We start from the raw sequence: 22,244 nt of genomic DNA, 5'->3' as shown, positions 1-22,244 counted from the left end.
CGTAGGAGGCAGGGCATGAAAAGACGTCTGGCGAGGGAATTAGCGGTACAGAGTATGTACCATATGGAAATGAATGAAGTGGAAGCGGCGGCAGCTGTGGACATGCTGCTTCAGGAAGCGGCTGAGGAAAACGAAGCCGAAGTCGTAATTAAAAACGCGGCAGTGTTAAGAGCGTATGTTTTGGAGCATGTGCGTGGCACATGGGAGCACAAGGAAGCGATTGACGGGCTGTTGGCGGATTACCTGAAAGGCTGGCAGATCAGCCGACTTTCACGTGTAGATCGTCAAATTTTGAGGCTTGCGGTATATGAAATGATTTTCCGCGAGGATGTTCCAGCCAAGGTAGCAGTCAATGAAGCCATTGAGTTGTCGAAGCACTTTGGTACCGAGGAATCGGGTAAATTTGTTAATGGTGTGCTGGGACGAGTGATACAAGAGCTGGAGCAATTGAAAGCACGTTTTTAATTAGAGACTACTGAATCAGGTTGGGGAGTGGTTAAACATGTCAGCACCGATCATTGATGGTAAACAAATCTCTCAGGATATTCGGGCAAGCATTCAGCAAGAGGTTATTCGTTTGAAAGAACACAGCTTTCAACCCGGACTGGCTGTTGTACTGGTAGGCGAAGATCCTGCTTCTCAGGTGTATGTTAAAAATAAGGAAAAGGCGTGTCATGATCTCGGCTATTACTCTGAGGTTCATCGATTGGCGGCAGATACTTCGCAAGAAGCATTACTGAAACTGGTGGATAAGCTGAATCATCAAAGTAATATCCATGGGATTTTGGTGCAACTGCCATTGCCAAAGCATATTCAGGAAAAAGCTGTCATTGACGCGATTGCAGTGGAGAAAGATGTTGACGGATTTCATCCGGTAAACGTAGGGAATCTGGTCATCGGCGATGATAGCCTATTGCCTTGCACTCCCGCTGGAGTCATTGAGTTAATCAAACGCGCTGGAGTAGAAATAGCTGGTAAACATGCAGTTGTTATTGGTCGCAGTAATATCGTTGGCAAGCCGGTATCATTATTGCTGCAGCGTGAAAATGCTACGGTTACGATGTGTCACTCTCGTACAGCGAATATTGCCGAGCTCAGTAAACAAGCGGATATTTTGGTCGTTGCCATCGGCAAAGCCAATTTCATCGATGCTTCGTATGTAAAGCCGGGTGCAGTAGTTATCGATGTGGGAATGAATCGTCTGGAGAACGGAAAGCTGGCGGGTGACGTTGATTTTGAGAGCGTAAAGCAAGTGTCCGGTCCGATTACGCCTGTTCCCGGCGGAGTAGGCCCAATGACGATTACAATGCTGATGCAAAATACGCTCGTAGCGGCCAAGCGGTCGCACGGTTTGGCATAAAGGCAGCTGCCTGTGGCTGAACAACAACGTATTTATTCTATACAGGACCTGAATCGCTATATCCGGATGAAACTGGAATCCGATCAGGTGCTGTCTGATGTATGGATACGCGGGGAAATTTCTAACTTTACGCATCATTCGAGTGGTCACATGTATTTTACGCTCAAGGATGAGGGGAGCCGCATACGTTCGATTATGTTTGCAACTCATAATAGACGGCTCCCTTTCGTACCGAAAGAAGGTACGCGTGTTATCGCCCGGGGAAACGTATCCGTGTATGAACGGGATGGTCAATATCAATTTTATGCGACTCAAATGCAGCCTGACGGTATAGGCAGCCTTTATCTGGCTTATGAACAACTCAAACAAAAGCTTGATGCAGAAGGGCTGTTTGATACCACTCGCAAACGGAATCTCCCTGCTCACCCTGCGACCATTGGCGTAATTACGTCACCGACCGGAGCGGCTGTGCGTGATATTATCACTACACTTCAACGGCGATACCCGCAGGCTGGAATCGTGTTGTATCCAGTTCTTGTGCAAGGAAAAGGTGCTGCCCCCTCGATCGTTAAGGCAATTGAAGCCATGAATCGTATGCAGGAGGTTCAGGTGATGATCGTCGGACGGGGTGGTGGCTCCTTAGAAGAACTGTGGGCGTTTAATGAGGAAGCGGTTGCGCGTGCCATTTACGCATCGGTCATTCCTGTGATTTCGGCCGTTGGACACGAAACGGATTTTACCATTGCCGATTTTGTGGCTGACTTACGCGCAGCGACGCCGACCGCAGCAGCTGAGCTGGCTGTGCCTCATCAGGGAGAGCTTCGGGATCAGCTGCTTCAGCGGGAGCAGCGGTTGCGTAATGCCCTTAGGCAGCGGTTGGAAGCCAGTCGTGAACGCTTGATGAGGCTTCGGCGTTCGCCAGTGTTGCTGCATCCGCGCCGCTACATGCTCCAGCATGCAGAGCGGATGGACATGCTGCATCAGCGTCTGATCCGCGCAGCGGCTAACCGTTCACGCTTAAACGCAGAGAAAAACGCGCGTATGCGTCAGGTACTAGAGCGGTTTAATCCGCGTGAACAAATTCGTTCGGCGCGCAAGCAGACGGATATGGCACAACGTCAGCTGGAGTCTGCGATGCGTGCGATCACAAAAACGGGGCGGCAGCAGCTGCATACCGGAATTCGTCAGCTGGACGCGCTGAGTCCGCTCAAAGTCATGGCCCGAGGCTACAGCTTGGTATACGATGAGCAGGAGAAACGGCTAATCAAGTCGCTCAAAGATGTACAACCGGGAGATTCTATCAAGATAAAAGTGAGTGACGGACAGTTAGACTGTCAAGTATGGGGAATGAAGGAGGACGCGAAGCACGGTGGCGAATGAAGCGGAATTGAATTTTGAAGCGGCCATGGCCGCTCTTGAAGAAATTGTCGGACAACTGGAGCATGGAGACGTTCCTCTGGAGCAAGCCATTGATTTGTTCCAGCGGGGGATGAAGCTGTCTCAGCTTTGCAGTCAGAAGCTGGAACAGGTCGAACGTAAAATTGAAATGATCGTGGAAGAGGATGGAGATTTGCGCAAGAAGCCTTTCGGCGGCGGATTGGATGAAAACGGCGGTGAAGGGCTTGAATAGACTGTCGTTCAAGGAATATTTGACTGTGACGGCGGATGCAGTTTCGTCTGCATTGACCGAGCAGTTTCCGGCGCATTGGGACATTCCAGATGTTCTTCGAGAATCTATGAACTATTCACTGACCGCAGGCGGTAAACGGCTGCGGCCTCTGCTTGTGATCGCCGCTGCGGAAGCATTTGGTGGAAGCAGGGAAGCGGCGTTGCCAGTAGCATGTGCGGTAGAAATGGTACATACGTATTCCCTCATTCACGACGACTTGCCGGCGATGGATGATGATGATTATCGGCGAGGAAAGCTGACGAATCATAAGGTATACGGCGAGGCGGTTGCTGTTCTTGCGGGCGATGCTTTGCTGACCCATGCATTTTATAGCATCGTGCAGGCGGGTCGTCGTCACGGGGTTTCTTCCGATGCGCTATTGTCCATAGTTGAGGATTTATCCGAAATGAGCGGTGCCAGAGGCATGGTAGGTGGACAGGTCGCAGATATGTCGGGCGAGCAGGGAATGACGGGGATCGAGGAACTAGAATATATCCACCTTCATAAAACGGCTGATTTGATCATTTTCTCACTCTTGGCAGGTGGACGGATTGGTGGGGCAGACAAGAGTCAACTAGAGGCGCTTCGCCGCTTTGGACGAGATCTGGGCTTGGCCTTTCAAATTCAGGACGATATATTGGATCTCGTAGGCGATGAAAGCAAAATGGGGAAAAAAACGCAGAGTGATGTTGAACAGGAGAAGGTTACCTATCCGTATTTCATCGGTATGGACGCATCTCTACGGCAAGTGGAGGAACTCACAGCGTCCGCCAAAAAAGTGATTGCAGAAGGTGGTATTCCCGATTCTTCGCGCTTGCTGGAGATAGCGGATTACCTGATGAAGCGTGATCATTAGTAGCGTTAGAACTGGTTTGACTTGTCTGCGTTTAAGCACAGTCCAAAAGTGTGATATAATACTTGTTAACTTTACACACAAACTTGAAGGAAAGCGGGGAGATATGCGTGCTGCTTCCACACATAAAGCAACCAGGCGATCTGAAATCACTGTCGGTTGAGGAGTTGGCTTCTCTAGCCGAGGAAATCAGGAGCTTTTTGATTGAGAAGCTGTCCGTGACTGGGGGGCATCTGGCATCGAATCTGGGAGTGGTTGAGCTCACGATCGCCCTGCATTATTGCTATAACAGTCCAAAGGACAAGATGATTTATGACGTTGGGCACCAAGCCTACGTGCACAAAATATTGACAGGGCGAATGGATCGTTTTGATACACTTCGTCAGCGTGATGGACTTTGTGGTTTTGTAAAAAGAAGTGAGAGCGAGCATGATGTTTGGGAAGCTGGACATAGCAGCACTTCCCTTTCGGCTGCAATGGGGATGGCCTTGGCACGTGATTTGAAGGGCGAGGACAATAAAGTTATTGCAATGATCGGGGACGGCGCGTTGACTGGGGGCATGGCCTTCGAAGCATTAAACCATATTGGTCATGAACGTAAAAATTTAATGGTCATTCTGAATGATAATGAAATGTCCATCGCCCCGAATGTAGGGGCCATGCATAATTATTTGAGCAAAATTCGCTCGGACCGTCACTATTTGCGGGCAAAGGATGAGCTGGAAGTTTTGCTGAAAAAAATACCCGCTATAGGCGGTAAACTTGCCAAATCGGCTGGCCGCGTCAAGGACAGTCTTAAATATATGATGGTTCCAGGTGTGCTGTTTGAAGAGCTGGGATTTACGTATCTTGGTCCGGTGGACGGACATGATTTGTCCAAGCTAATTGAGACTTTTCAGCAGGCTGATAACGTGACTGGCCCTGTATTAGTGCATGTCGTAACCACCAAGGGTAAAGGCTATAAGCCTGCGGAGGCCGATTCACACAAGTGGCACGGCATCAGTCCATACAAAATTGAATCAGGTCAGGTACTCAAAGCTGTAGGCAATCCGATGTATACGGAAATTTTCGGTAGAACGCTGATTGAGCTGGCTGAACAGGATGAGCGCATCATTGCGGTCACCCCTGCAATGCCTGGTGGATCAGGACTAGTACCTTTTAGTAAAGAGTTTCCTACACGTATGATCGACGTCGGCATTGCTGAGCAGCATGCTGCAACCATGTGTGCAGCGTTAGCAATGGAAGGGATGAAGCCGGTATTTGCGGTGTATTCCACTTTTATGCAGCGTGCATATGACCAAATTGTGCACGATATTTGTCGTCATAATGCCAATGTGATGTTCGCGATTGATCGTGCTGGTTTTGTTGGTGCAGACGGTGAAACTCATCATGGCGTGTTTGATGTAGCATTTTTGCGTCATATCCCGAATCTTGTGCTTATGATGCCAAAGGATGAAAATGAGCTGCGTCATATGATGAAAACAGCACTTGACTACGAAGACGGTCCAATTGCTTATCGTTACCCACGTGTTAATGTGGTTGGCGTGCCGTTGGATAAAGAATTGCGGGTTATTCCTATCGGCAGTTGGGAGCTTCTGCGTAAAGGTGAGGGCTTCGCTGTAATCGCTTCAGGACCGATGCTCCAAGTGGCGACAGAGGCTGCGGAGGCGATGAAACGTGAGGGTATGCAAGTGGGCGTTGTGAATGCTCGCTTCCTCAAGCCTTTGGATGAGGAGATGTTGCGTGAGCTGGCCCGCCAGCATACGAAGCTGATTGTATTGGAAGAAGCTTCTGAAGCAGGAAGTTTGGGTAGTGCTGTACTGGAATTTTACGCCAAAGAAGAAATACAAGATGCACAGGTGCGGTTAATGGGGATTCCCGATCTGTTTGTGGAGCACGGCTCCATCAAAGAGCAACGCGCTGAAGTGGGACTTACCGTTGAAGCTGTGTGCTTAAAGCTGCGTAAGTGGTCCGCTGAGCCAGCATATGGCATGGGGCAATCTGTATAGGATAACTTAAAGTAAACAACATGATTTTATAAAAAGTATGACAAGAGCAGCCTGGCTGCCTAAAGGGAGATTAACATGTCTGTTCCGAAGGAACGCATTGATGTATTGCTTGTAGAACAAGGTTTTTTTGAAAGCCGCGAAAAAGCTAAAGCCGCGATCATGGCAGGTTTAGTGTTGGCGGACAGTGAACGGATCGAGAAAGCGGGAATGAAGGTACCCCGTTCCAGTGAGCTTAAAGTTAAAGGTTCGGTGCATCCGTATGTAAGCCGTGGAGGGTTGAAGCTCGAAAAGGCCATCCGTCAATTCGAGCTGGACATGAAGGGCAGGACGATGCTAGATATCGGTTCATCAACCGGAGGCTTTACGGATTGTGCGCTTCAACATGGAGCTCAGTACGTGTATGCCATTGACGTGGGGTATAATCAGCTGGATTGGTCACTTCGTAATGATGAGCGTGTATGCGTTATGGAGAAAACGAATTTCAGATATATGACACCTGCGGATTTGAGCGGTCCTGTGCCTAATTTCGCAAGTATTGATGTTTCTTTTATTTCGTTACGAATTATTTTGCCGCCATTGCTTGCATTGCTGCATCAACCTGCTGATATTGTAGCTCTAATCAAGCCTCAATTCGAAGCTGGTCGCGAAAAGGTTGGGAAATCTGGCGTGGTTCGAGAACCTGCTACGCATAAAGAAGTGTTGCAGACCATCTTGATGTTTGCACATGAGCTTGGACTTACGTTGCAAGGCTTGGCCTTTTCCCCGATTACAGGCGGCGAAGGAAATATTGAATTTTTAGCGCATTGGCGTTTGGATGGGCTCCCGGCCGCAGAATCGCAGCTGGAAAAGATGGATTACAGTCCACTGATTGAACGAACTGTTCAGGAAGCAGGTCAGACTTTTAATAATGGCCCATCGCGTAAGTGACATTCAGGGGTTCTCCATGAGTTCTGTGAACTTAAGAGAACCTCTTTTTGGTGTGAGAGATTGCTTGTGGAACTCACGTTCGCCTATAATGGATGTACAGATGAAAAGGAATTTTGCGTCAAGTCCTAGAATATGTCCATGAGGTGATCGGTTCATGGACACGCGATACGATACGGTTATCATCACTGTGATCGGGGTGATATTAGGGATATGGGCTTTTTATAGCCTGCGTGCCTGGTTAAAGGAGCCGGGACCGCTTGTGCTAAAAACGATACCGATTAATGAGGATTTGAACGAAGGACCTGCTGTGGACCAACTGGAGGAAGCAGGATATGAGGTGGTGGGCGGGAAAATGAAAATACCGCTTGCTTTTAAAGTGAATGGACATACCGTGTATAGCCGTTTGTTTATTGACTACGTAGCTGTACGTAACGGTTCGACATATATGGTCAAAACGTCACGCCGCAAGAAACCTATGGAGTGGAACGGTCCTGATTTACGGGACAGGCTTATGCCTTATTTGCTGCTCTATCCGGGCTGTGCGGGGGTATTGTACGTTGATACGGACGAGAAAAGTATTCGCCTTATTACATTAGTGGAAGACCTCGAAGAAGAGGAATATGAAGGTTAATCCATAGGAGGATTATATGAAGGGTCAACGACATATTAAAATCAGGGAAATTATTTCACAACATGAGATTGAAACGCAGGATGATCTAGTTGAAGCATTGCGTGAGGCTGGTTTTCAGGTCACCCAGGCCACTGTATCCCGGGATATCAAAGAACTGCTGCTCATAAAGGTCCCAATGGACGACGGCAGATATAAATATTCGATGCCTTCAGATCAGCGTTACAATCCGACGCAGAAACTGAAACGTACATTGGTTGACAACTTTTTGCATATTGACTACACAACCAATCTGATTGTGATGAAGTGCCTGCCAGGAACAGCTAACTCGATTGCTGCTTTATTAGATAATATTGAATGGTCTGAAGTCATGGGTACGATTAGCGGGGATGACACCATTTTGATTATTTGCCGATCGGAAGAAAACAGTGAAACTATCGTGAATCGTCTTATGGGCTACATTTCCTAATTATAAAGGCTACGCATATTAGGCGTTTTAATTTGTACATCATAGAGGTGAAAGAACGATGCTGGTCACTTTGTCTATACGGAATTTGGCAGTCGTAGAGGCTGTCGATGTTCATTTTTATAAAGGATTTCATGTATTGAGCGGGGAAACTGGTGCTGGTAAATCCATTATTATTGACGCACTTGGGCTGATTGCGGGCGGCAGGGGCTCTGCTGACCTTGTGCGTTACGGTTGTGATAAAGCAGAAATGGAAGCCTTATTTGAATTGCCGATCAAACATCCCGTTTGGAATACGTTGGAGGAACAAGGGATTAAGGCTAACCCAGAAGAGCATTTACTGATTCGTCGAGAACTTACGGTTCAAGGGAAAAGTTCATCTCGAATTAACGGTCAGATGGTTAATTTAACGATGTTGCGTGAGGTAGGTGAGCAACTCGTTAATATCCACGGGCAGCATGAACATCAAAGCTTGCTGCGTGCTGATCGCCATCTGGCGCTGCTGGATACGTTCGGTGATTCAGTCATCGGTCCAGTCAAAGCGCTTTACAGGGAGCGCTACAATGCTTTTGTCAAAGCGGAAAAAGAAGTAAGGGAATTGCAAAGCTCCAGTCAAAAGGCTTATCAGCTATTGGACATGTATCGTTTCCAATTGGAAGAGATCGCTGCGGCAGAATTAAAATTGGGTGAAGATGAATTATTGGCAGAGGAACGGGTCAAGCTATCCCATAGTGAGAAAATGATGGATGGAATATCAGGAGCATATGAGCTGTTAAGTGGCAGAGGCGGGCTGGATACGGTCAATAACGTGTTGTCCAGATTAAATGATGTTCAGAGCTATGATAGTAAAAGTCTTCAGCCCATTGCGGAGCAGATTCAGTCTGCTTTCTATCAGTTGGAAGATGCAGCGTTTCAATTACGTTCTTATCGTGAGGATATTGAATTTAATCCGGGCAAGCTGCATGAGGTGGAGCAACGTTTGAATCAAATTACCGGACTACAGCGAAAATATGGTGATAGTATAGAACAGATTTTGGAATACTATAGCCGTATTGAGCAGGAAACCGATCTGTTGGAAAATAAAGATGAGCGGCTGGAGCAGCTCATTGCAAAGCGGGATGAGTTGCTTTCGGATTTGCTGGAGATTGCTGAAGAGCTTACAGAAGCGCGTGAAATTTGTGCCGAAGAGCTTGCAGAGCAAGTAGAGCAGGAATTAAAAGATCTTCAAATGGAAAGAACGTCACTCAAGGTACGCATTGATCCAATTGAAGATCCACGGGGATATGAATATAAGGGGCTAAAGGTACGACCTACCAAGCAAGGGATAGATAATGCGGAATTTCTGATTTCGCCCAATCCAGGTGAGCCACTTCGCCCACTCGGTAAAATCGCTTCTGGTGGTGAGTTATCACGTATTATGTTGGCAATGAAAAGTATTTTTGCGCGTCATGATCAAATACCGGTGCTCATTTTTGACGAGGTGGATACCGGGGTAAGTGGTCGTGCAGCTCAGTCTATAGCCGAGAAGCTGTATCGTTTGTCTTCCGTTTGTCAGGTGTTTTCCATTACTCATTTGCCGCAGGTGGCGTGTATGGCAGATCATCAGTACCTGATTGAAAAAAATGTGCATGACGGACGAACCATGACTCAAATTGAGGGACTAACGGAGGAAGGTCGGGTCAAGGAATTGGCACGGATGCTGGGCGGCGTAGAAATTACCGAAAAAACATTGCATCACGCACAGGAAATGCTGAATTTGGCGGAAGGAAAGAAAGCCTGAAAAGAGCGGCTGGCGTAATGATTAACAGTTATAAAAGCCTGGGGGCAAGGTTACCTTATAGGTACGCAATTGGCGACCACCTTTACTCGTCAAGCGAAAGAAGCAAAGGGAGCGTGACAGCCATTGAATTTTTTCTCCAGGATCAAATTGCTCGGTCTTTTGCTTGTTTTTCTTATGTGTTCTCTCGGTAACGCTCAGCATGTGCAAGCAGCGCTGCCTCTACAAGCTTCTTTGGATTTGTTCGGCTCTAAAAGCATGAAAACAACCCAGGAAAGCGTGGTTCCCGATTTGAAAGTATACCCAGGGGGTCAGACGATCGGGGTCAAAGTAAAATCTTCAGGAGTGCTTGTCGTTGGTCACCATATCATTCAGGAAAGCAATGATCGTAAGGTGTCACCTGGTGAGACAGCTGGTATTCGCCTAGGGGACCGTATTACACACATGAACGGCAAACCCCTCAATAGTCTCGCCAGGGTAGCGGAAGCCGTGGACGAGGCAGGTAAAAACAAAAAGCCGCTTGACATCACGCTTTGTCGAGGCGAACAGACGATCTCCACCAAGTTAACCCCAGCATATGATCAAGAGGATAAAGCGTGGCGGCTCGGGTTATATATTAGAGACTCGGCTGCAGGCGTAGGTACATTAACGTTTTATGCACCGGATCAGGGGGTTTACGGGGCCTTGGGCCATGTAATTACCGATATGAATACTCAAACTCCCATTGTCGTGGGCAGCGGCGAGATTGTTCAATCCAATGTGACGTCAATTGCGAAAAGCCAGAGTGGGGAACCCGGAGAGAAGCGTGCTCATTTTCTCAAGGATCATCGGATCTTAGGAAATATTGAACGAAATACGAGCTTTGGAATATTTGGGAAAATGTCAGATGAGCCGCAAAATGGATTGTATTCGACGCCCATTCCGGTGGGACTTGCGAATGAAGTAAAAGAAGGACCAGCAGAAATTTTGACTGTACTGGAAGGTCAACAAATTCAGCGTTTTCAGGCAGAAATTGTACACATTTCTCAGCAGGATAAACCAGCAACCAAAGGGCTTGTGATTCGGGTTGTAGATCCAAAGCTATTAGATAAGACCGGCGGAATCGTGCAAGGAATGAGTGGGAGTCCGATTATCCAAAATGGTAAGCTGATCGGAGCTGTAACGCATGTATTTGTTAATGATCCTAAATCAGGTTACGGATGTTTTATCGAATGGATGTTGCGTGACGCAGGAATCATGCATAATAAACTGAGCTTGAAGTCATCCTCTAATCTTAAGGCGAGCTAGTGGCCTTAAGATTTTTTTGTCGAAAAGGAGAGGAATAACTCAGATTTGCAAGATAAAAATTCAATTATAATTGAATTTATAAAAAAAATAAATAAAAATAATTTTCGACAGAAGGAATTCATAATTCGATGTCGAAATCATATACTCCGACAAGAAATATTTATTTAATGCAAACAGATGTCCCAATGGAATAACACTCACTAAGGAGGAAGTACATTGCAAAAAATTGAGGTATTGTTGGCTGATGACAACCGGGAATTTACGAATTTGCTTGCTGAATATATTTCCGATCAGGAGGATATGGAAGTTACAGGAATCGCCTTCAATGGTGAAGAAGTACTCCAACGCATCGCAGAATCCCGCAACATACCTGATGTACTTATTTTAGATATTATTATGCCTCATCTGGATGGTCTCGGTGTATTGGAGCGTTTGAGAGAAATGAACCTGACTCCACAACCGAAAATCATTATGCTGACTGCATTCGGTCAAGAAAATATTACACAAAGGGCCGTTCAACTCGGGGCATCTTATTATATTTTGAAGCCGTTTGATATGGAAGTGCTTGCTAACCGTATACGCCAATTGGTAGGACCGCAATTAGTCAGCAACAGCCCGGTAACCGTTTCATCTATGCGGTCCAACGTTGTGCCTATGGGTAAGACGAAAAACCTGGATGCCAGCATCACTGCTATCATCCATGAGATTGGTGTACCAGCTCACATCAAGGGTTATCAATATCTACGTGAAGCCATTACGATGGTGTACAATAATATCGAAATTTTGGGAGCCATCACTAAAACTCTATATCCGGCAATTGCCGAAAAGTTCAAAACGACGGCATCCCGCGTAGAACGCGCCATTCGTCATGCTATTGAGGTAGCATGGACCCGTGGAAATATCGACAGCATCTCTCACCTGTTCGGCTACACTATTAATATCAGCAAGTCCAAACCAACGAACTCAGAATTTATAGCGATGGTCGCAGACAAGCTGCGGATTGAGAATAAGGTGTCCTGAAAGTAGGCGTGGCGCGGGAAATTGGACGCAAGGGGAACTTAGGTTCGCATAATTTATCGGCCGTTGCAGCGGAGGTTCCGATAAACTTTCGCTAGTCATTCCGATAAACCTTTCTGCAATTGGATTAAACTTACGCACATATTTATAGGAAATTTTGCTGAAACTAATACTAACGGAATATGTACGAAAATACAAACAAGTATGTGCGTAACGCTCATCTCTTCGGAGGTGAGCGTTATTTTTTTACGGAAAAGTGTGTCACGGAAGAACGGTCGTCGTTGAAGTTAATGAAAGCAAATTTATTTGAAAGTGTGCGAAGTTAACAAGAACGGAAACACAAGTAGGGAGAAGTCGAAAAAATATCCGTAAAAGTGTGCGGCTTGAAAATTGATCGTAGATAATACGGTATAAAGCAAACAGAAAGGAGGACGCAGCATGACCGATACACAACGCCTCGTTAGCATCGAGTCACAAACGGAATACTCCGTCACATCCGGTGTAACCGAAACGCGCATCTTTGTTAAGATGTACGTCGACGCGGCTAAAGCGGGACTCATCGCAAGTATGGGCGCGCAAAATTGGACGACACTCTGCGTTATCGCTTCGTTCATGGATGCGGCCGGCAACTGTTACCCTACGCAGGATCAGATCGCAAGGTATCTCGGAGTCAATCGTCAGACTGCGAATAGATACGTTAAGAAGCTGACGGAATATCGCTGGAACGGACGCCCCGTTATTCGTGCAGTACGAGAGAGGTCGCCGACAGGTACGTGGCAGAATACGAGATATACGGTGCTACCGATCAGTCAGCTCGCGATATTTGATGCGGAGCCGGACGTGCTCGACACCGGTTAGATACGTCCATGTCCGCGAATACCGACATGGTGAGTACCGACACGGCTACGGAAGACATTAACTATAACCAGTCTTTTAACAAGAGCCATTAAGAACTAGATAAAACATTACGCGTCGTCATTCGTTCCTCATTCCTAGCGTACGCGAGCACTTATCTATAATAATATCTTCTGGCGTGAAAAGAAAAAAACAAAAGAAAAAGATAACAAGTTCCGGGCCGCCGCTGTGCGAAAACTCATCCACCGGCAACATACGTAAAGAAAGGAGGAATTAACGTGAGTGAAGTCTTAACTTTATCATCCGATTTACCTACGATGACTGCGGAAATCAACGCATACAAGCGCGTTGCGGGAGAGGCTATCTTCGAAATAGGACGCCGTCTCAAGTCCGTACGCGATGCGAAATTAGATAGTACGGACCGGGAAGTAAGGAAACTCGCTCAACAACGTGAAGAAGCGGGCGGGTGGATACGCTGGCTTGAGGAACACGTAGACTTCGATCGTTCACACGCACACAGGTTCATTACGGTTTTTGATGAGATGGGCGATGTTGGTACGTACCAACGTTTAGGGCTACGCGCACTCTACGAGATCGCAACGCTTCCGCCTGACGAACGTACTCGGGAATACACGCTGAAATCTGGTGTTACGAAGGGCCCGGACGAAATGACCGTACGCGAACTACGTGAAGTTAAAGCTGCACTCAAGGCGGAGCGTAAAGCGCGGGAACTTGCGGAGGCACGTGCGGAGAAGGCTGAAGACGATTACGAGACGGTGAGGGATACGTTAGAGTCTGTAGCGGGTCACCCGGCCAAGACTGAATACGTGGCTGACCCGGATATGAGCGACCGCCTAAAACGGTATGAGACTAGGTTCGGCGACATTGACGGAGTAGTTACGGAAAGGATAACGAACCACACTGAGGTAGACGGAGCTGCCGCACACTTCGCAGACGACGTCCAGACCCTTCTATTAAATTACGCGCACCTTACCGTCTACCGCGCCAACTTTGTTAATATCTCCGATGCAAGTCGCGAAGAATACGAGACTACGATAGCCGCGTTGGGCGACTTTGTACACGGGATGCGTAAGATTCTGGATGACGTTAGCGAACGCGGGCCAGTGATTTTCGAAATGTAAGAACAATAACCCACATCTGAAAGGGGAATTTATATGAATAAATTTCAATACACGCTCACTTCCGAGGGGAACCACCATTTTATTTTCGACAAGGCGGTAGACATCACCACGTTATTCTTACCTCTACTGGCTAAAGTCACTATGTTAGGCGTCACCGCAGAGTTGTTGCCCTCAGACTCAGGGGAAGCATCAAATAAACGAGCTAAAAAGCGGGGAAGGAAACCAAGAGACCTGACTGAATACCAACGGCAATGGGAAGACCAGAGGGTCGCTATTAGGAGTCTGGTAGGCAAAGTTGGAATGATGGACTACCGTCACATGCTTCCTGACGATAAGTGGAGTACATCTTGGGAGTTCGCTTACTACTTACTAGAGCGGGATACGGGGTACTCTGTAGGAGACAAGGGCGCTCGGTTGCCATATGGAGATCACGGCAAGTCAAAGATCAACAAGGTACTCAAGGACGGGCGCGGCTCTGACTTGATACGCTCGTTGAACGCGTACATTAAAGAGGTCGATTGCGCCCCGCGTCTGACGCTTACGCTAACAGATGGGAAGTCCCGCTGACATGAACACAACAATAATCTCGGAGGTGTTTCGCTAAATGAACGTACAGCTAACCGCTAATTACGCACTACGCTCAGACGGTACGCAGTTTATCGTTAGTCAACGCAAGATTGTTGACCCTACTAAGGCACCCGGCTATAAAGCGGTCGAGGGCGCGTCGACTCCGGAACTCCGCGAACGTTGGGACGATGTGGCTTATTATCCGCTCAACGCAGTCGGTCTCCACGTGGCGCTTGATTCGGTCCGCGTTCGATCGGCGGTGGCCGCTGCGAATTCTGCGGAAACTTTAGCGGATTTTATGGCAGTCTTGTCCGCGGAGACGGCCGAGTTGGTTGCGACTATAAACGCAGCGGGATCGCTTGATTTTACCGTCAAATTAGGCGCGTAACGGTTAGGCAAGGGTATTCGGTAGGGTAACGAGTAAAGGCGCTAATTTAACGTAAAGGAGACGGGAAAATGATACGTGTAGGTAAACCGATGGCACCAGGCACATTCGTAGTATACGTAGGAACTGAGATCAAGGAGGTCGTTTACGCCAAGTCACGCAATCAAGCGGGAGAGTGGGCGCAACGTAAATACGGTTCGCAGGTGTACGTGTTTGAGAACGTTCATGCGCTTGATATTACGTAGGAGGTGGCGGTATGGACTGAAGCAAATTCATCGTTTAGGCAGCATTTGTCCCGCATTTCACCCGCAAATTATTCACCCATTTCCAGCACGCTATTTGCTATGATATTTATAACGAAAGGTTGAACGCAACATGAACAACGGAAAGCTCGAAACGGTCGACGATATTCTCGAATGGTATCGCGACAATAAAAACTCGGAAGGGGTCTGAGAATCTCTTTGAAAAAAAATCGAAAAACTTTTTAAAATGTTATAAGTCACTCCTACAAATACAAGGTAACATTACGAGTAAGAAGGCAGGGTGAGCTGACAGGGGTTTGCAGAAACGTTAGTGCAAATGGAGGTATTGAGAGCAATATGTCTGACGCTACAGCATATTTATTTTAAATCTTAGAAAAATGGAGGAAGAAGGAGATTTCGGGAGATAAGCGCGAATTAATGGCACACTATTTTGTATTCCATTTTGTGCATTATTTGGTAGATAGACGTGCTGTAAACTAAATAGTTAGAAAGCTGCACGGTAAGGCTTCAGCACTCAACCGCTCATCTTACTTACAGTTAAAAAGGCTAATCGCCGAATTTGCGGTTTTTCAAATTGCACCAGTCTCTTTATAATCGAAGGAGTCAGGCGCAGTGACGTTGATGAAAATATGCGAGATCTCCGTGAAATGAAAACGTGAGAAAACAAGAGTATGGGTGAGATTTGACGAGTTTAGGTTGATTGTAATACCAAATATATAACAAGTTGTGCAGCAGCAGATGTTAAATAATTGATTTCGTATACGCAACATTTGATTTCAATTACGCAATATTTTATTTCACTAATCAAATGTTTTTCATTGTACTAACAATTGTGTGCTGTTAATTTTGTTAAGCTTTGAAAATAACGAAATCCTGATTTCGCGGTTTTACCAGAGCATGCCTGTCAATCTATAATACGGAGGCGGAACGAAATGTGAGATTTATACGCTGACATAGCGTTGTGTGCGGCATGGCTACTTTGAATGATAACGACGATTGATACTAAGTGAAAGGTGGTAGAAATCAAATTAAAATGAAAACGTAAGAAAACGGGAGTATTAATAAGTATTCGTAAGCTGGGTTAGACTCGATATTAAGTATATAATTTGTATTCAAGGTATAATTTAGCGTCTCTAAAATTAGTTTGATACTTTTAGGAACACAAAATTTCGGATTTTGTTCATACCTAAAATTATTGAATTAATAACGTAATTGCCTATTTTGCTGTTTTTCTAAATTATAAATTATAAATATAATATAGAGGAACTAGTGAGTTGCAGGATTTAGCCTAAACCCGACGCTGTGTGATCTTATCTTCAGAAGTTGAACAGAGCTATCAAAACTAGACAGGTATATTGAATCATTTTTGCAAATCATAATCTTTTAATAAATCATATAACAACGAATTAACTAATTAATTATCAAAATATTGTTATCCTGATATTGTAAAATAATTATTGACCTGATTTTTAATCAGGCCCTAAGCTACAAAGGAGGGGAACATATAATGCGAGCAAAGAAGGTCGATCGCACAGACTGGCGCACATTACCACACTCACAATGGAACGTACGAACCGTTCACGCAATGTTCGCCGAATTAAATCGCGAGCACTTCGGAGTCGAAACGTACCTACCGATGCGTAACTGGGGTTTCGAGCAGGGCGCAATTAAACGTGCTTTGGCGGAGCACGGAGCAGACGTTTTACACGAATCATTCACGCAGATTTTCCGTGAATATAAGCCTACGCCGGACTATCCGATACTTACGGCAGGGTTCGCTATTAGCTACCGTTTAAACACGGTAATTCCACGTATCATCGCAGATAGGCAGCGTAAGGAAAAAGCGAAGTCGGCGGTGGTTAATGAAGGGATGACACTTGAAGAGATTACAAACATTCTGTAGAAGTAGAGAATCTAAGAAAACGCGAGAAAAAAAGAGGTAGGAGAAGTTTCATTTCCTAAATTATGCCTCACACGCCTCCAAAACGTCAATATTCAGAGTTTTACGGATTTTCGACAATTTGATACGATTTCTTCATACAGAAGGAGGAACGCAATGTCTAACGCAGACAAGTGTATACTTTCGCCTCATTGCTCTCAGGCTGGCGGACCAAGCTGTAATAACCTCTGCTCGTCCTTGATCGCAGTTCACGGATTCAACGGAGCAGGCGGACGAATCGCAGTGGCAGATGTCCCAAAAGAGTACACAGGCGTGACGCTCCAAAACTCTCCGGCAAGAGAGGGTCAAGCGGAGGCCTATAAGGTTATGGACGCGTACGTTAATACGTTCAAGCGGCAATTCGATAATGAAGAAGAGCGTATAAAGTCGTTATACCTCTATTCGGAGTCACCCGGCACCGGCAAGACGACGTCAGCGAGCGCGATATTACACGAGTACATCGTGCGTCATTATATCGGATCGCTCCAAAGGGACAGGCAGCCTTTGGAACGTCCGGCCTACTTTCTCGATGTTAACGCTTGGCAAACGTTATTCCTCGGGTTCAACCGTTGTCATGTACCGGCCGAAACAGCGGAACGCTATGCCGCCGAGTATTACGCAATGGAATCACGCGCCAAAGTGACACCATTCGTAGTCTTGGACGATATAGGCGTACGGTCGGCAACCGATGCGTTCCGCGCGGATTTACACAGTATCGTCAACTACCGTGTGGCAAACGGATTACCGACGGTGTATACGTCTAACGTCGCGATCGGAGATTTGACGCAAGTATTTGATGCGAGGTTGGCCGATCGCGTTCGGGATATGTGTGCCGTAATTCCGTTTATAGGTAGTAGCAAGAGAGGGATTCGTAAATAAAAATGACTTTATTAAGTTGTTTAGATAAACAAAAATAATGAAATAAATTATCGTTGGTACTATATGTAGTACTATAGTTAAATCTAACACTAAATATAGTGCTTGCTAAGTACGTCATTAAGTGATAGCATAACGGAGGTGGAGCGATTGGGAGTATTTGGAGAACAGATTATCTCTAAGGTTGTGGATAGCGAAAAGATTACTGTGTTATCATCTCTAGGGATTAAACGAGAGGATTTTCCTACTGTCGGTGAGCGACGTGCATTTGACTTTATAATTAGGTACGCAGAAGAAAACAACGGACAGACGCCATCTTACGCAACACTTACCGCAGAATGCCAGGATATTACGTATATTCCAGGAGTAACCGACAGCTTCGAATATCTTGTACGCGGTCTAAAAGAAGCAGCGGCCAAGCGCATGTACCTCGAAAAGATAAATGGGTATAAGGATGAAGAGACGGGTCGCGTTTATGAGTCAGAGGTAGCTGCGAAGTTCGACGAATTATCACCGAATGAGTTTGGGAATTACTTACGTGAGATGGTTGACAACATTAAAACAAAAACAAACTTACGTTCCCGTTTGGCAACGGACATTAAGGTGGATTTTCAGCGCTTCCTTGACGAATACCAAGCGCGTAAGTCCGGAGATTCTTTCAGTATTTGGAGATCGGCATTTCCATATATTAATCAACAGATTGGCGGATATTTTTCATCAAATCTCTACACTTTTTATGCACGATCCGGTCGAGGCAAGTCCGTCATTGTGATGGTCGAGGCGTTAGAAGCTGCGATCCAGGGAGCGACGGTACTGTGTTGGGCCTTGGAGATGAGTGCTTTTGAGTGGATGGCTAGGGCTTACTCATATTTAAGTGCAAAGACGGGTGTATTTAACGCTAACTTCGACGGAATAGATTACCAAGCGGGATTCGATAACAAGGCGATGCTTAGGGGGTGTTTAGACGACGCAGGGGAGGTCGCGCTTGCCGACTTTCTACGCACGCTCAACGACTCAGTTGCTGGGCGAATTATCCTCCGAGCAGCAGATGACGCAGACTTCTGGGATAAGTCCGTACGCCAGCTTGAGGCGGATATTCTTGAAACTGGAGCGGATGTGGTAGTCGTCGATCCGATTTACTATATGGATTACGAGGCTAATACATCTAAAACAGCGGGCGGCGACGCGGCAGCTACGTCCAAGAAGCTACGTCTATTAGCGGGGCGAACCAAGAGCGTAATCCACGTAATTACTCAGGCCGACGAGAATCCGTCCGAAAAAGGTGACGACGGCGTGCGTGAGCTGAAACCGCCAAAACGTGCAGAGATCAAGAAGACGAAAGCCGTATTGGAAGACGCTGCAAATACGTTCGGCATCGATACGTTGGCCCATGAAGGGCGAGGCGTGATAGAGCTCGGTAAGGGGCGTAATGGTGGCGAGGACGCACGTGTCGAAATCGTGTACCTGCCGAATTACGGGATCGTACGCGAGATCCAATCGGTGGAGGATGCGGGGAAATTTGTGTCTGGATTTTAATGGTTGACAAACACAGACCGTAGTTAGATAATACAACTAGATTACATTAACTAATGTCTAATGTCTAATGGAGGTTTTTGAATGTCTGACCCAAATAATCTAACGCCTGAGCATGTTAGGCGGACCGCTCTTAGGCTTCTGGCTCAATTCCCAAGCGGAATAAAACAGGCTGACCTCATGAGGGAGACGGAGCTCGAACTTTCTTTTGATTATGTTATCCCCGAGCATTTAATTAAGAACAGCCTGTGGAATTTAGCGGATAGTTTCCCGGAGTATGTCGAAAAGAGAAAAGTTTCCTATCGAAACGTCTTCCTTTTCCCTACAAATGAACTTTTCGAATTTATACGAAAAGCTCATCCCAAATTTGATAGGGATGGTAAGAATAAAAAGCCAAGCCCACCTGAAAAGAAAAATCTACTTATGGGAATGGTAACATACGGAGCCGTGACAATACAGGGGGCTATTCAGGACGCGAATATAAATGAAGCTATTATCGAGATTCAACAAAACTATTTAAAGGAGCTGACTATACAAGAAATTGAAGCCATCGTAAGTCTTAAACATACTATTGAGCAATTCAACAACTTGCGGGATAAGTTGGTGCATATGCAGAGCTTGCGAAGTTAACTAAAGGAGGGAGCATCTTTGGACATCTTCCTTGGTCTTTTGAATTCAGACCGATGGAACAGTGCACGCAGGACGCCGGATAAATTCATCGCATGTTCACCGTTTCGCGATACGGATGATACCCCATCATTCTTCGTCGATCTACGTAATGGTCCTTATTACGGATGCTGGTTCGACCCAGGAGCGGAAGACCCGGAATGGCGATCGGGTGGGCCCGCTAAGTTAGTCGCATTTTTACGTAACATAACCGAGGAGGAAGCACGCGAACTACTCCATGAGGGTCGGGATGCTCCGGTCGATTACATAACGCTGCGACTTCAAGGCCCAACGGTAAATAAACGTCCAGTACCGCTTGATAGCGGAATACTCGCTGATTATCAACGTGTCTCCTCATCGTATCTATCGAGTCGGCGGATAACAACGGATATACAAGCGTTATTTCAGACTGGTTATGACCCGATATCCCGAGCAGTTACATTGCCTTGGCTCGATAGCACCGGCCGATTAATGAATCTGAAATACAGAAGAATTTCGGACAAGACGTTTTGGTATCGTAAAGGCGGTGCGCCTATTAGATCGCTAGTCTACGGTATCCATATCATAAATCAGCGTAAGATTAAGCGTGTCCTACTCGTAGAGAGTGAAACGGATTGCTTGTATGCCTGGAGCTGCGGAGTGCCTGCGATTGCGGTTGGCGGTTCATCGTTTACGGCGGAAAAGGCGGATATTATACGAAAGAGTCCGATTGAGGAACTACTACTCGGCGGGGATAATGATCGTGCTGGCCGTGCTTTACGGGCACAAATACGGGAAAGGCTGGCGTCAAGCTGTGCGCTATACGACGTGAGGATACCGCCTGAATATAAGGATATTAACGATATTCCGGAAGCGGAGACGGTGCGAGCGATATGTGACGGGGCAGTACGCGAGAGTTTTTGCGTAGGAATGCAACTTCCCGTTGGCAAACTGCGTCAAATAATGTAATATTAGGAATTGACGTGAATCACGTCCATCTAGGCCACACGTAACGATTTAATCGTCCGTGCGCCCGCTCGGATGTTCCTCAGTCCATTCGTATAAACAGTAAGGCGTAGGTAGTTCAAGAACCATTGAAATAGAACGAGCATGTGCTATCTCCATAGTTTTACCATACCTCATGTTAACATACGCGCTAATTTGGCTTTTGTGTATTCCGGTTCTCCTTGAAAGTTCAGCTTGAGTTAATCCGGAGTTTTTAAGCAAATGTCCGAGCAGGCATTTAGTAGCTATGTAAGCCATAAATGCCTCCGTAAAAAAAAATAAATAAAATAATTTAAGAAAAGTGTGTCACGAGACCTTCAGTGTCGTTGAAGTAAGTGTAAGGAAAGAAACAAAAGGCGGTGATTCCTCTGAGTTTTGAAAAACTAAATAAAACATCAGATGCTTTCTTTAAGGACAAGACTCCAGATAACTTTAACTTACTTTATGAGTCGGCAAAAGTTGAGTTCTTAATCCAACATCGAAGACGGTTAATGGCTAGCGGTTTATGTACCCGTAATGAAGCTGACGCAGTCTTTGATGATGTTCTGCTAAGACTAACCTCAAGAGAGTGTCTGCAAAACTTCGGGCTGCAACTCTCAACTTCATTGAGTAACGCCAGAAAGGACTTCCTAAAAGTCTCACTAAGAAGAAATAGACGGTGCGAGTTAGGTTTGGATAAAAGCTTTGACGAGAGTACGCCAATGCTCGAAATCAGAGATTCAATAGAAACGGATGGTGAAGTACTAAAGAAAGAAGACGACCAGAGCAAACTGATCGCCTACCTTTCAGACCCTACCCAGGTCGATTCTGATACGACAGCCATCGTATCAACATTTCTACAGGATGAATATGAATCTGTCAGAGCGCTCGCCAAAGCGCTAGGACTACACCCTGAAGCGGTTAGTCGCAAGCTACGCAAATTAGCTCACCGATTCGACGCCAATCGTTTCGGAAACATTAGCGATTACTTGCCCGAGGGGTTACGCGTGAATAGAAAATACATATCCGCGTAACTGACTATAAGGTCGAGTCGGAGTTTCA

At 46.2% G+C, this 22,244-nt stretch carries 24 protein-coding genes; 23 read left to right on the top strand and 1 reads right to left on the bottom strand.

What is annotated here, in order from left to right:
* Positions 1-15: 15 nt before the first annotated feature.
* From nusB to HFD99_RS01510, 22 genes are all read left to right on the top strand, one after another.
* On the top strand, positions 16-465 hold the full coding sequence (nusB, locus tag HFD99_RS01615; protein ID WP_019687905.1) for a transcription antitermination factor NusB: 450 nt from the start codon (positions 16-18) through the stop codon (positions 463-465).
* Between the two features lie 37 nt (positions 466-502).
* Positions 503-1,360, top strand: coding sequence for a bifunctional methylenetetrahydrofolate dehydrogenase/methenyltetrahydrofolate cyclohydrolase FolD (gene folD, locus HFD99_RS01610; RefSeq protein WP_016822287.1), 858 nt, complete (start codon positions 503-505; stop codon positions 1,358-1,360).
* A 66-nt stretch (positions 1,361-1,426) separates the two neighbouring features.
* Positions 1,427-2,740, top strand: a complete 1,314-nt coding sequence (xseA, locus tag HFD99_RS01605; protein WP_049800037.1) for an exodeoxyribonuclease VII large subunit — start codon at positions 1,427-1,429, stop codon at positions 2,738-2,740.
* Positions 2,730-2,990: an exodeoxyribonuclease VII small subunit gene (gene xseB, locus HFD99_RS01600; protein WP_013371773.1), complete on the top strand. Its 261-nt coding sequence runs from the start codon at positions 2,730-2,732 to the stop codon at positions 2,988-2,990. Before xseA ends, xseB begins: the two co-directional genes overlap by 11 nt.
* Complete coding sequence (locus HFD99_RS01595) at positions 2,962-3,885, top strand: polyprenyl synthetase family protein (RefSeq protein WP_016822285.1); 924 nt, start codon at positions 2,962-2,964, stop codon at positions 3,883-3,885. The genes xseB and HFD99_RS01595 overlap by 29 nt, the downstream gene beginning before the upstream one ends.
* Positions 3,886-3,992: 107 nt before the next feature.
* Complete coding sequence (dxs, locus tag HFD99_RS01590) at positions 3,993-5,891, top strand: 1-deoxy-D-xylulose-5-phosphate synthase (RefSeq protein WP_016822284.1); 1,899 nt, start codon at positions 3,993-3,995, stop codon at positions 5,889-5,891.
* A gap of 75 nt (positions 5,892-5,966) precedes the next feature.
* Positions 5,967-6,818 (top strand): TlyA family RNA methyltransferase, encoded by an 852-nt coding sequence (locus tag HFD99_RS01585; RefSeq protein ID WP_016822283.1) that lies wholly within the window; start codon positions 5,967-5,969, stop codon positions 6,816-6,818.
* Between the two features lie 154 nt (positions 6,819-6,972).
* The gene (locus HFD99_RS01580; RefSeq protein WP_016822282.1) at positions 6,973-7,449 is read left to right on the top strand and encodes a hypothetical protein; all 477 of its coding nucleotides are present in this window, start codon (positions 6,973-6,975) and stop codon (positions 7,447-7,449) included.
* 16 nt (positions 7,450-7,465) lie between these two features.
* Positions 7,466-7,915: a transcriptional regulator AhrC/ArgR gene (gene ahrC, locus HFD99_RS01575; protein ID WP_013371768.1), complete on the top strand. Its 450-nt coding sequence runs from the start codon at positions 7,466-7,468 to the stop codon at positions 7,913-7,915.
* Positions 7,916-7,973: 58 nt separating this feature from the next.
* On the top strand, positions 7,974-9,692 hold the full coding sequence (recN, locus tag HFD99_RS01570; protein WP_016822281.1) for a DNA repair protein RecN: 1,719 nt from the start codon (positions 7,974-7,976) through the stop codon (positions 9,690-9,692).
* Between the two features lie 123 nt (positions 9,693-9,815).
* Positions 9,816-10,976, top strand: coding sequence for a SpoIVB peptidase (gene spoIVB, locus HFD99_RS01565; RefSeq protein ID WP_016822280.1), 1,161 nt, complete (start codon positions 9,816-9,818; stop codon positions 10,974-10,976).
* Positions 10,977-11,192: 216 nt separating this feature from the next.
* Positions 11,193-11,996, top strand: a complete 804-nt coding sequence (spo0A, locus tag HFD99_RS01560) for a sporulation transcription factor Spo0A (protein WP_013371763.1) — start codon at positions 11,193-11,195, stop codon at positions 11,994-11,996.
* A gap of 435 nt (positions 11,997-12,431) precedes the next feature.
* Positions 12,432-12,851, top strand: coding sequence for a helix-turn-helix domain-containing protein (locus HFD99_RS01555; protein ID WP_167440790.1), 420 nt, complete (start codon positions 12,432-12,434; stop codon positions 12,849-12,851).
* A gap of 275 nt (positions 12,852-13,126) precedes the next feature.
* Entirely contained in the window at positions 13,127-13,990 is an 864-nt protein-coding gene (locus tag HFD99_RS01550; RefSeq protein ID WP_167440789.1) for a DUF3102 domain-containing protein, read from the top strand.
* A 33-nt stretch (positions 13,991-14,023) separates the two neighbouring features.
* The gene (locus tag HFD99_RS01545; RefSeq protein WP_167440788.1) at positions 14,024-14,557 is read left to right on the top strand and encodes a hypothetical protein; all 534 of its coding nucleotides are present in this window, start codon (positions 14,024-14,026) and stop codon (positions 14,555-14,557) included.
* A 37-nt stretch (positions 14,558-14,594) separates the two neighbouring features.
* Positions 14,595-14,945: a hypothetical protein gene (locus tag HFD99_RS01540; protein WP_167440787.1), complete on the top strand. Its 351-nt coding sequence runs from the start codon at positions 14,595-14,597 to the stop codon at positions 14,943-14,945.
* A gap of 68 nt (positions 14,946-15,013) precedes the next feature.
* Positions 15,014-15,187: a hypothetical protein gene (locus HFD99_RS01535; RefSeq protein WP_167440786.1), complete on the top strand. Its 174-nt coding sequence runs from the start codon at positions 15,014-15,016 to the stop codon at positions 15,185-15,187.
* 1,603 nt (positions 15,188-16,790) lie between these two features.
* Positions 16,791-17,108, top strand: a complete 318-nt coding sequence (locus tag HFD99_RS01530) for a hypothetical protein (protein WP_238797204.1) — start codon at positions 16,791-16,793, stop codon at positions 17,106-17,108.
* A gap of 153 nt (positions 17,109-17,261) precedes the next feature.
* Positions 17,262-18,023: a DNA replication protein gene (locus tag HFD99_RS01525; protein WP_167440784.1), complete on the top strand. Its 762-nt coding sequence runs from the start codon at positions 17,262-17,264 to the stop codon at positions 18,021-18,023.
* 147 nt (positions 18,024-18,170) lie between these two features.
* Entirely contained in the window at positions 18,171-19,556 is a 1,386-nt protein-coding gene (locus tag HFD99_RS01520; protein ID WP_167440783.1) for an AAA family ATPase, read from the top strand.
* A gap of 81 nt (positions 19,557-19,637) precedes the next feature.
* Complete coding sequence (locus HFD99_RS01515; protein ID WP_167440782.1) at positions 19,638-20,183, top strand: hypothetical protein; 546 nt, start codon at positions 19,638-19,640, stop codon at positions 20,181-20,183.
* Between the two features lie 18 nt (positions 20,184-20,201).
* A complete protein-coding gene (locus tag HFD99_RS01510; RefSeq protein ID WP_167440781.1) occupies positions 20,202-21,167 on the top strand; it encodes a toprim domain-containing protein in 966 nt (321 codons plus the stop codon).
* A 48-nt stretch (positions 21,168-21,215) separates the two neighbouring features.
* Here the strand turns inward: HFD99_RS01510 and HFD99_RS01505 are convergent, their stop codons facing one another.
* The gene (locus tag HFD99_RS01505) at positions 21,216-21,461 is read right to left on the bottom strand and encodes a helix-turn-helix domain-containing protein (protein ID WP_167440780.1); all 246 of its coding nucleotides are present in this window, start codon (positions 21,459-21,461) and stop codon (positions 21,216-21,218) included.
* Positions 21,462-21,904: 443 nt separating this feature from the next.
* Between HFD99_RS01505 and HFD99_RS01500 the strand changes: the two genes are divergently transcribed.
* Positions 21,905-22,216: a hypothetical protein gene (locus HFD99_RS01500; protein WP_167440779.1), complete on the top strand. Its 312-nt coding sequence runs from the start codon at positions 21,905-21,907 to the stop codon at positions 22,214-22,216.
* Positions 22,217-22,244: the final 28 nt, after the last annotated feature.

Source organism: Paenibacillus sp. EKM301P (genome assembly GCF_011800295.1).
In the GTDB taxonomy this organism is placed as follows: domain Bacteria; phylum Bacillota; class Bacilli; order Paenibacillales; family Paenibacillaceae; genus Paenibacillus; species Paenibacillus polymyxa.
Note: the sequence above shows the minus strand (reverse complement) of the source record. Positions and strands in the feature narration are given on the sequence as shown.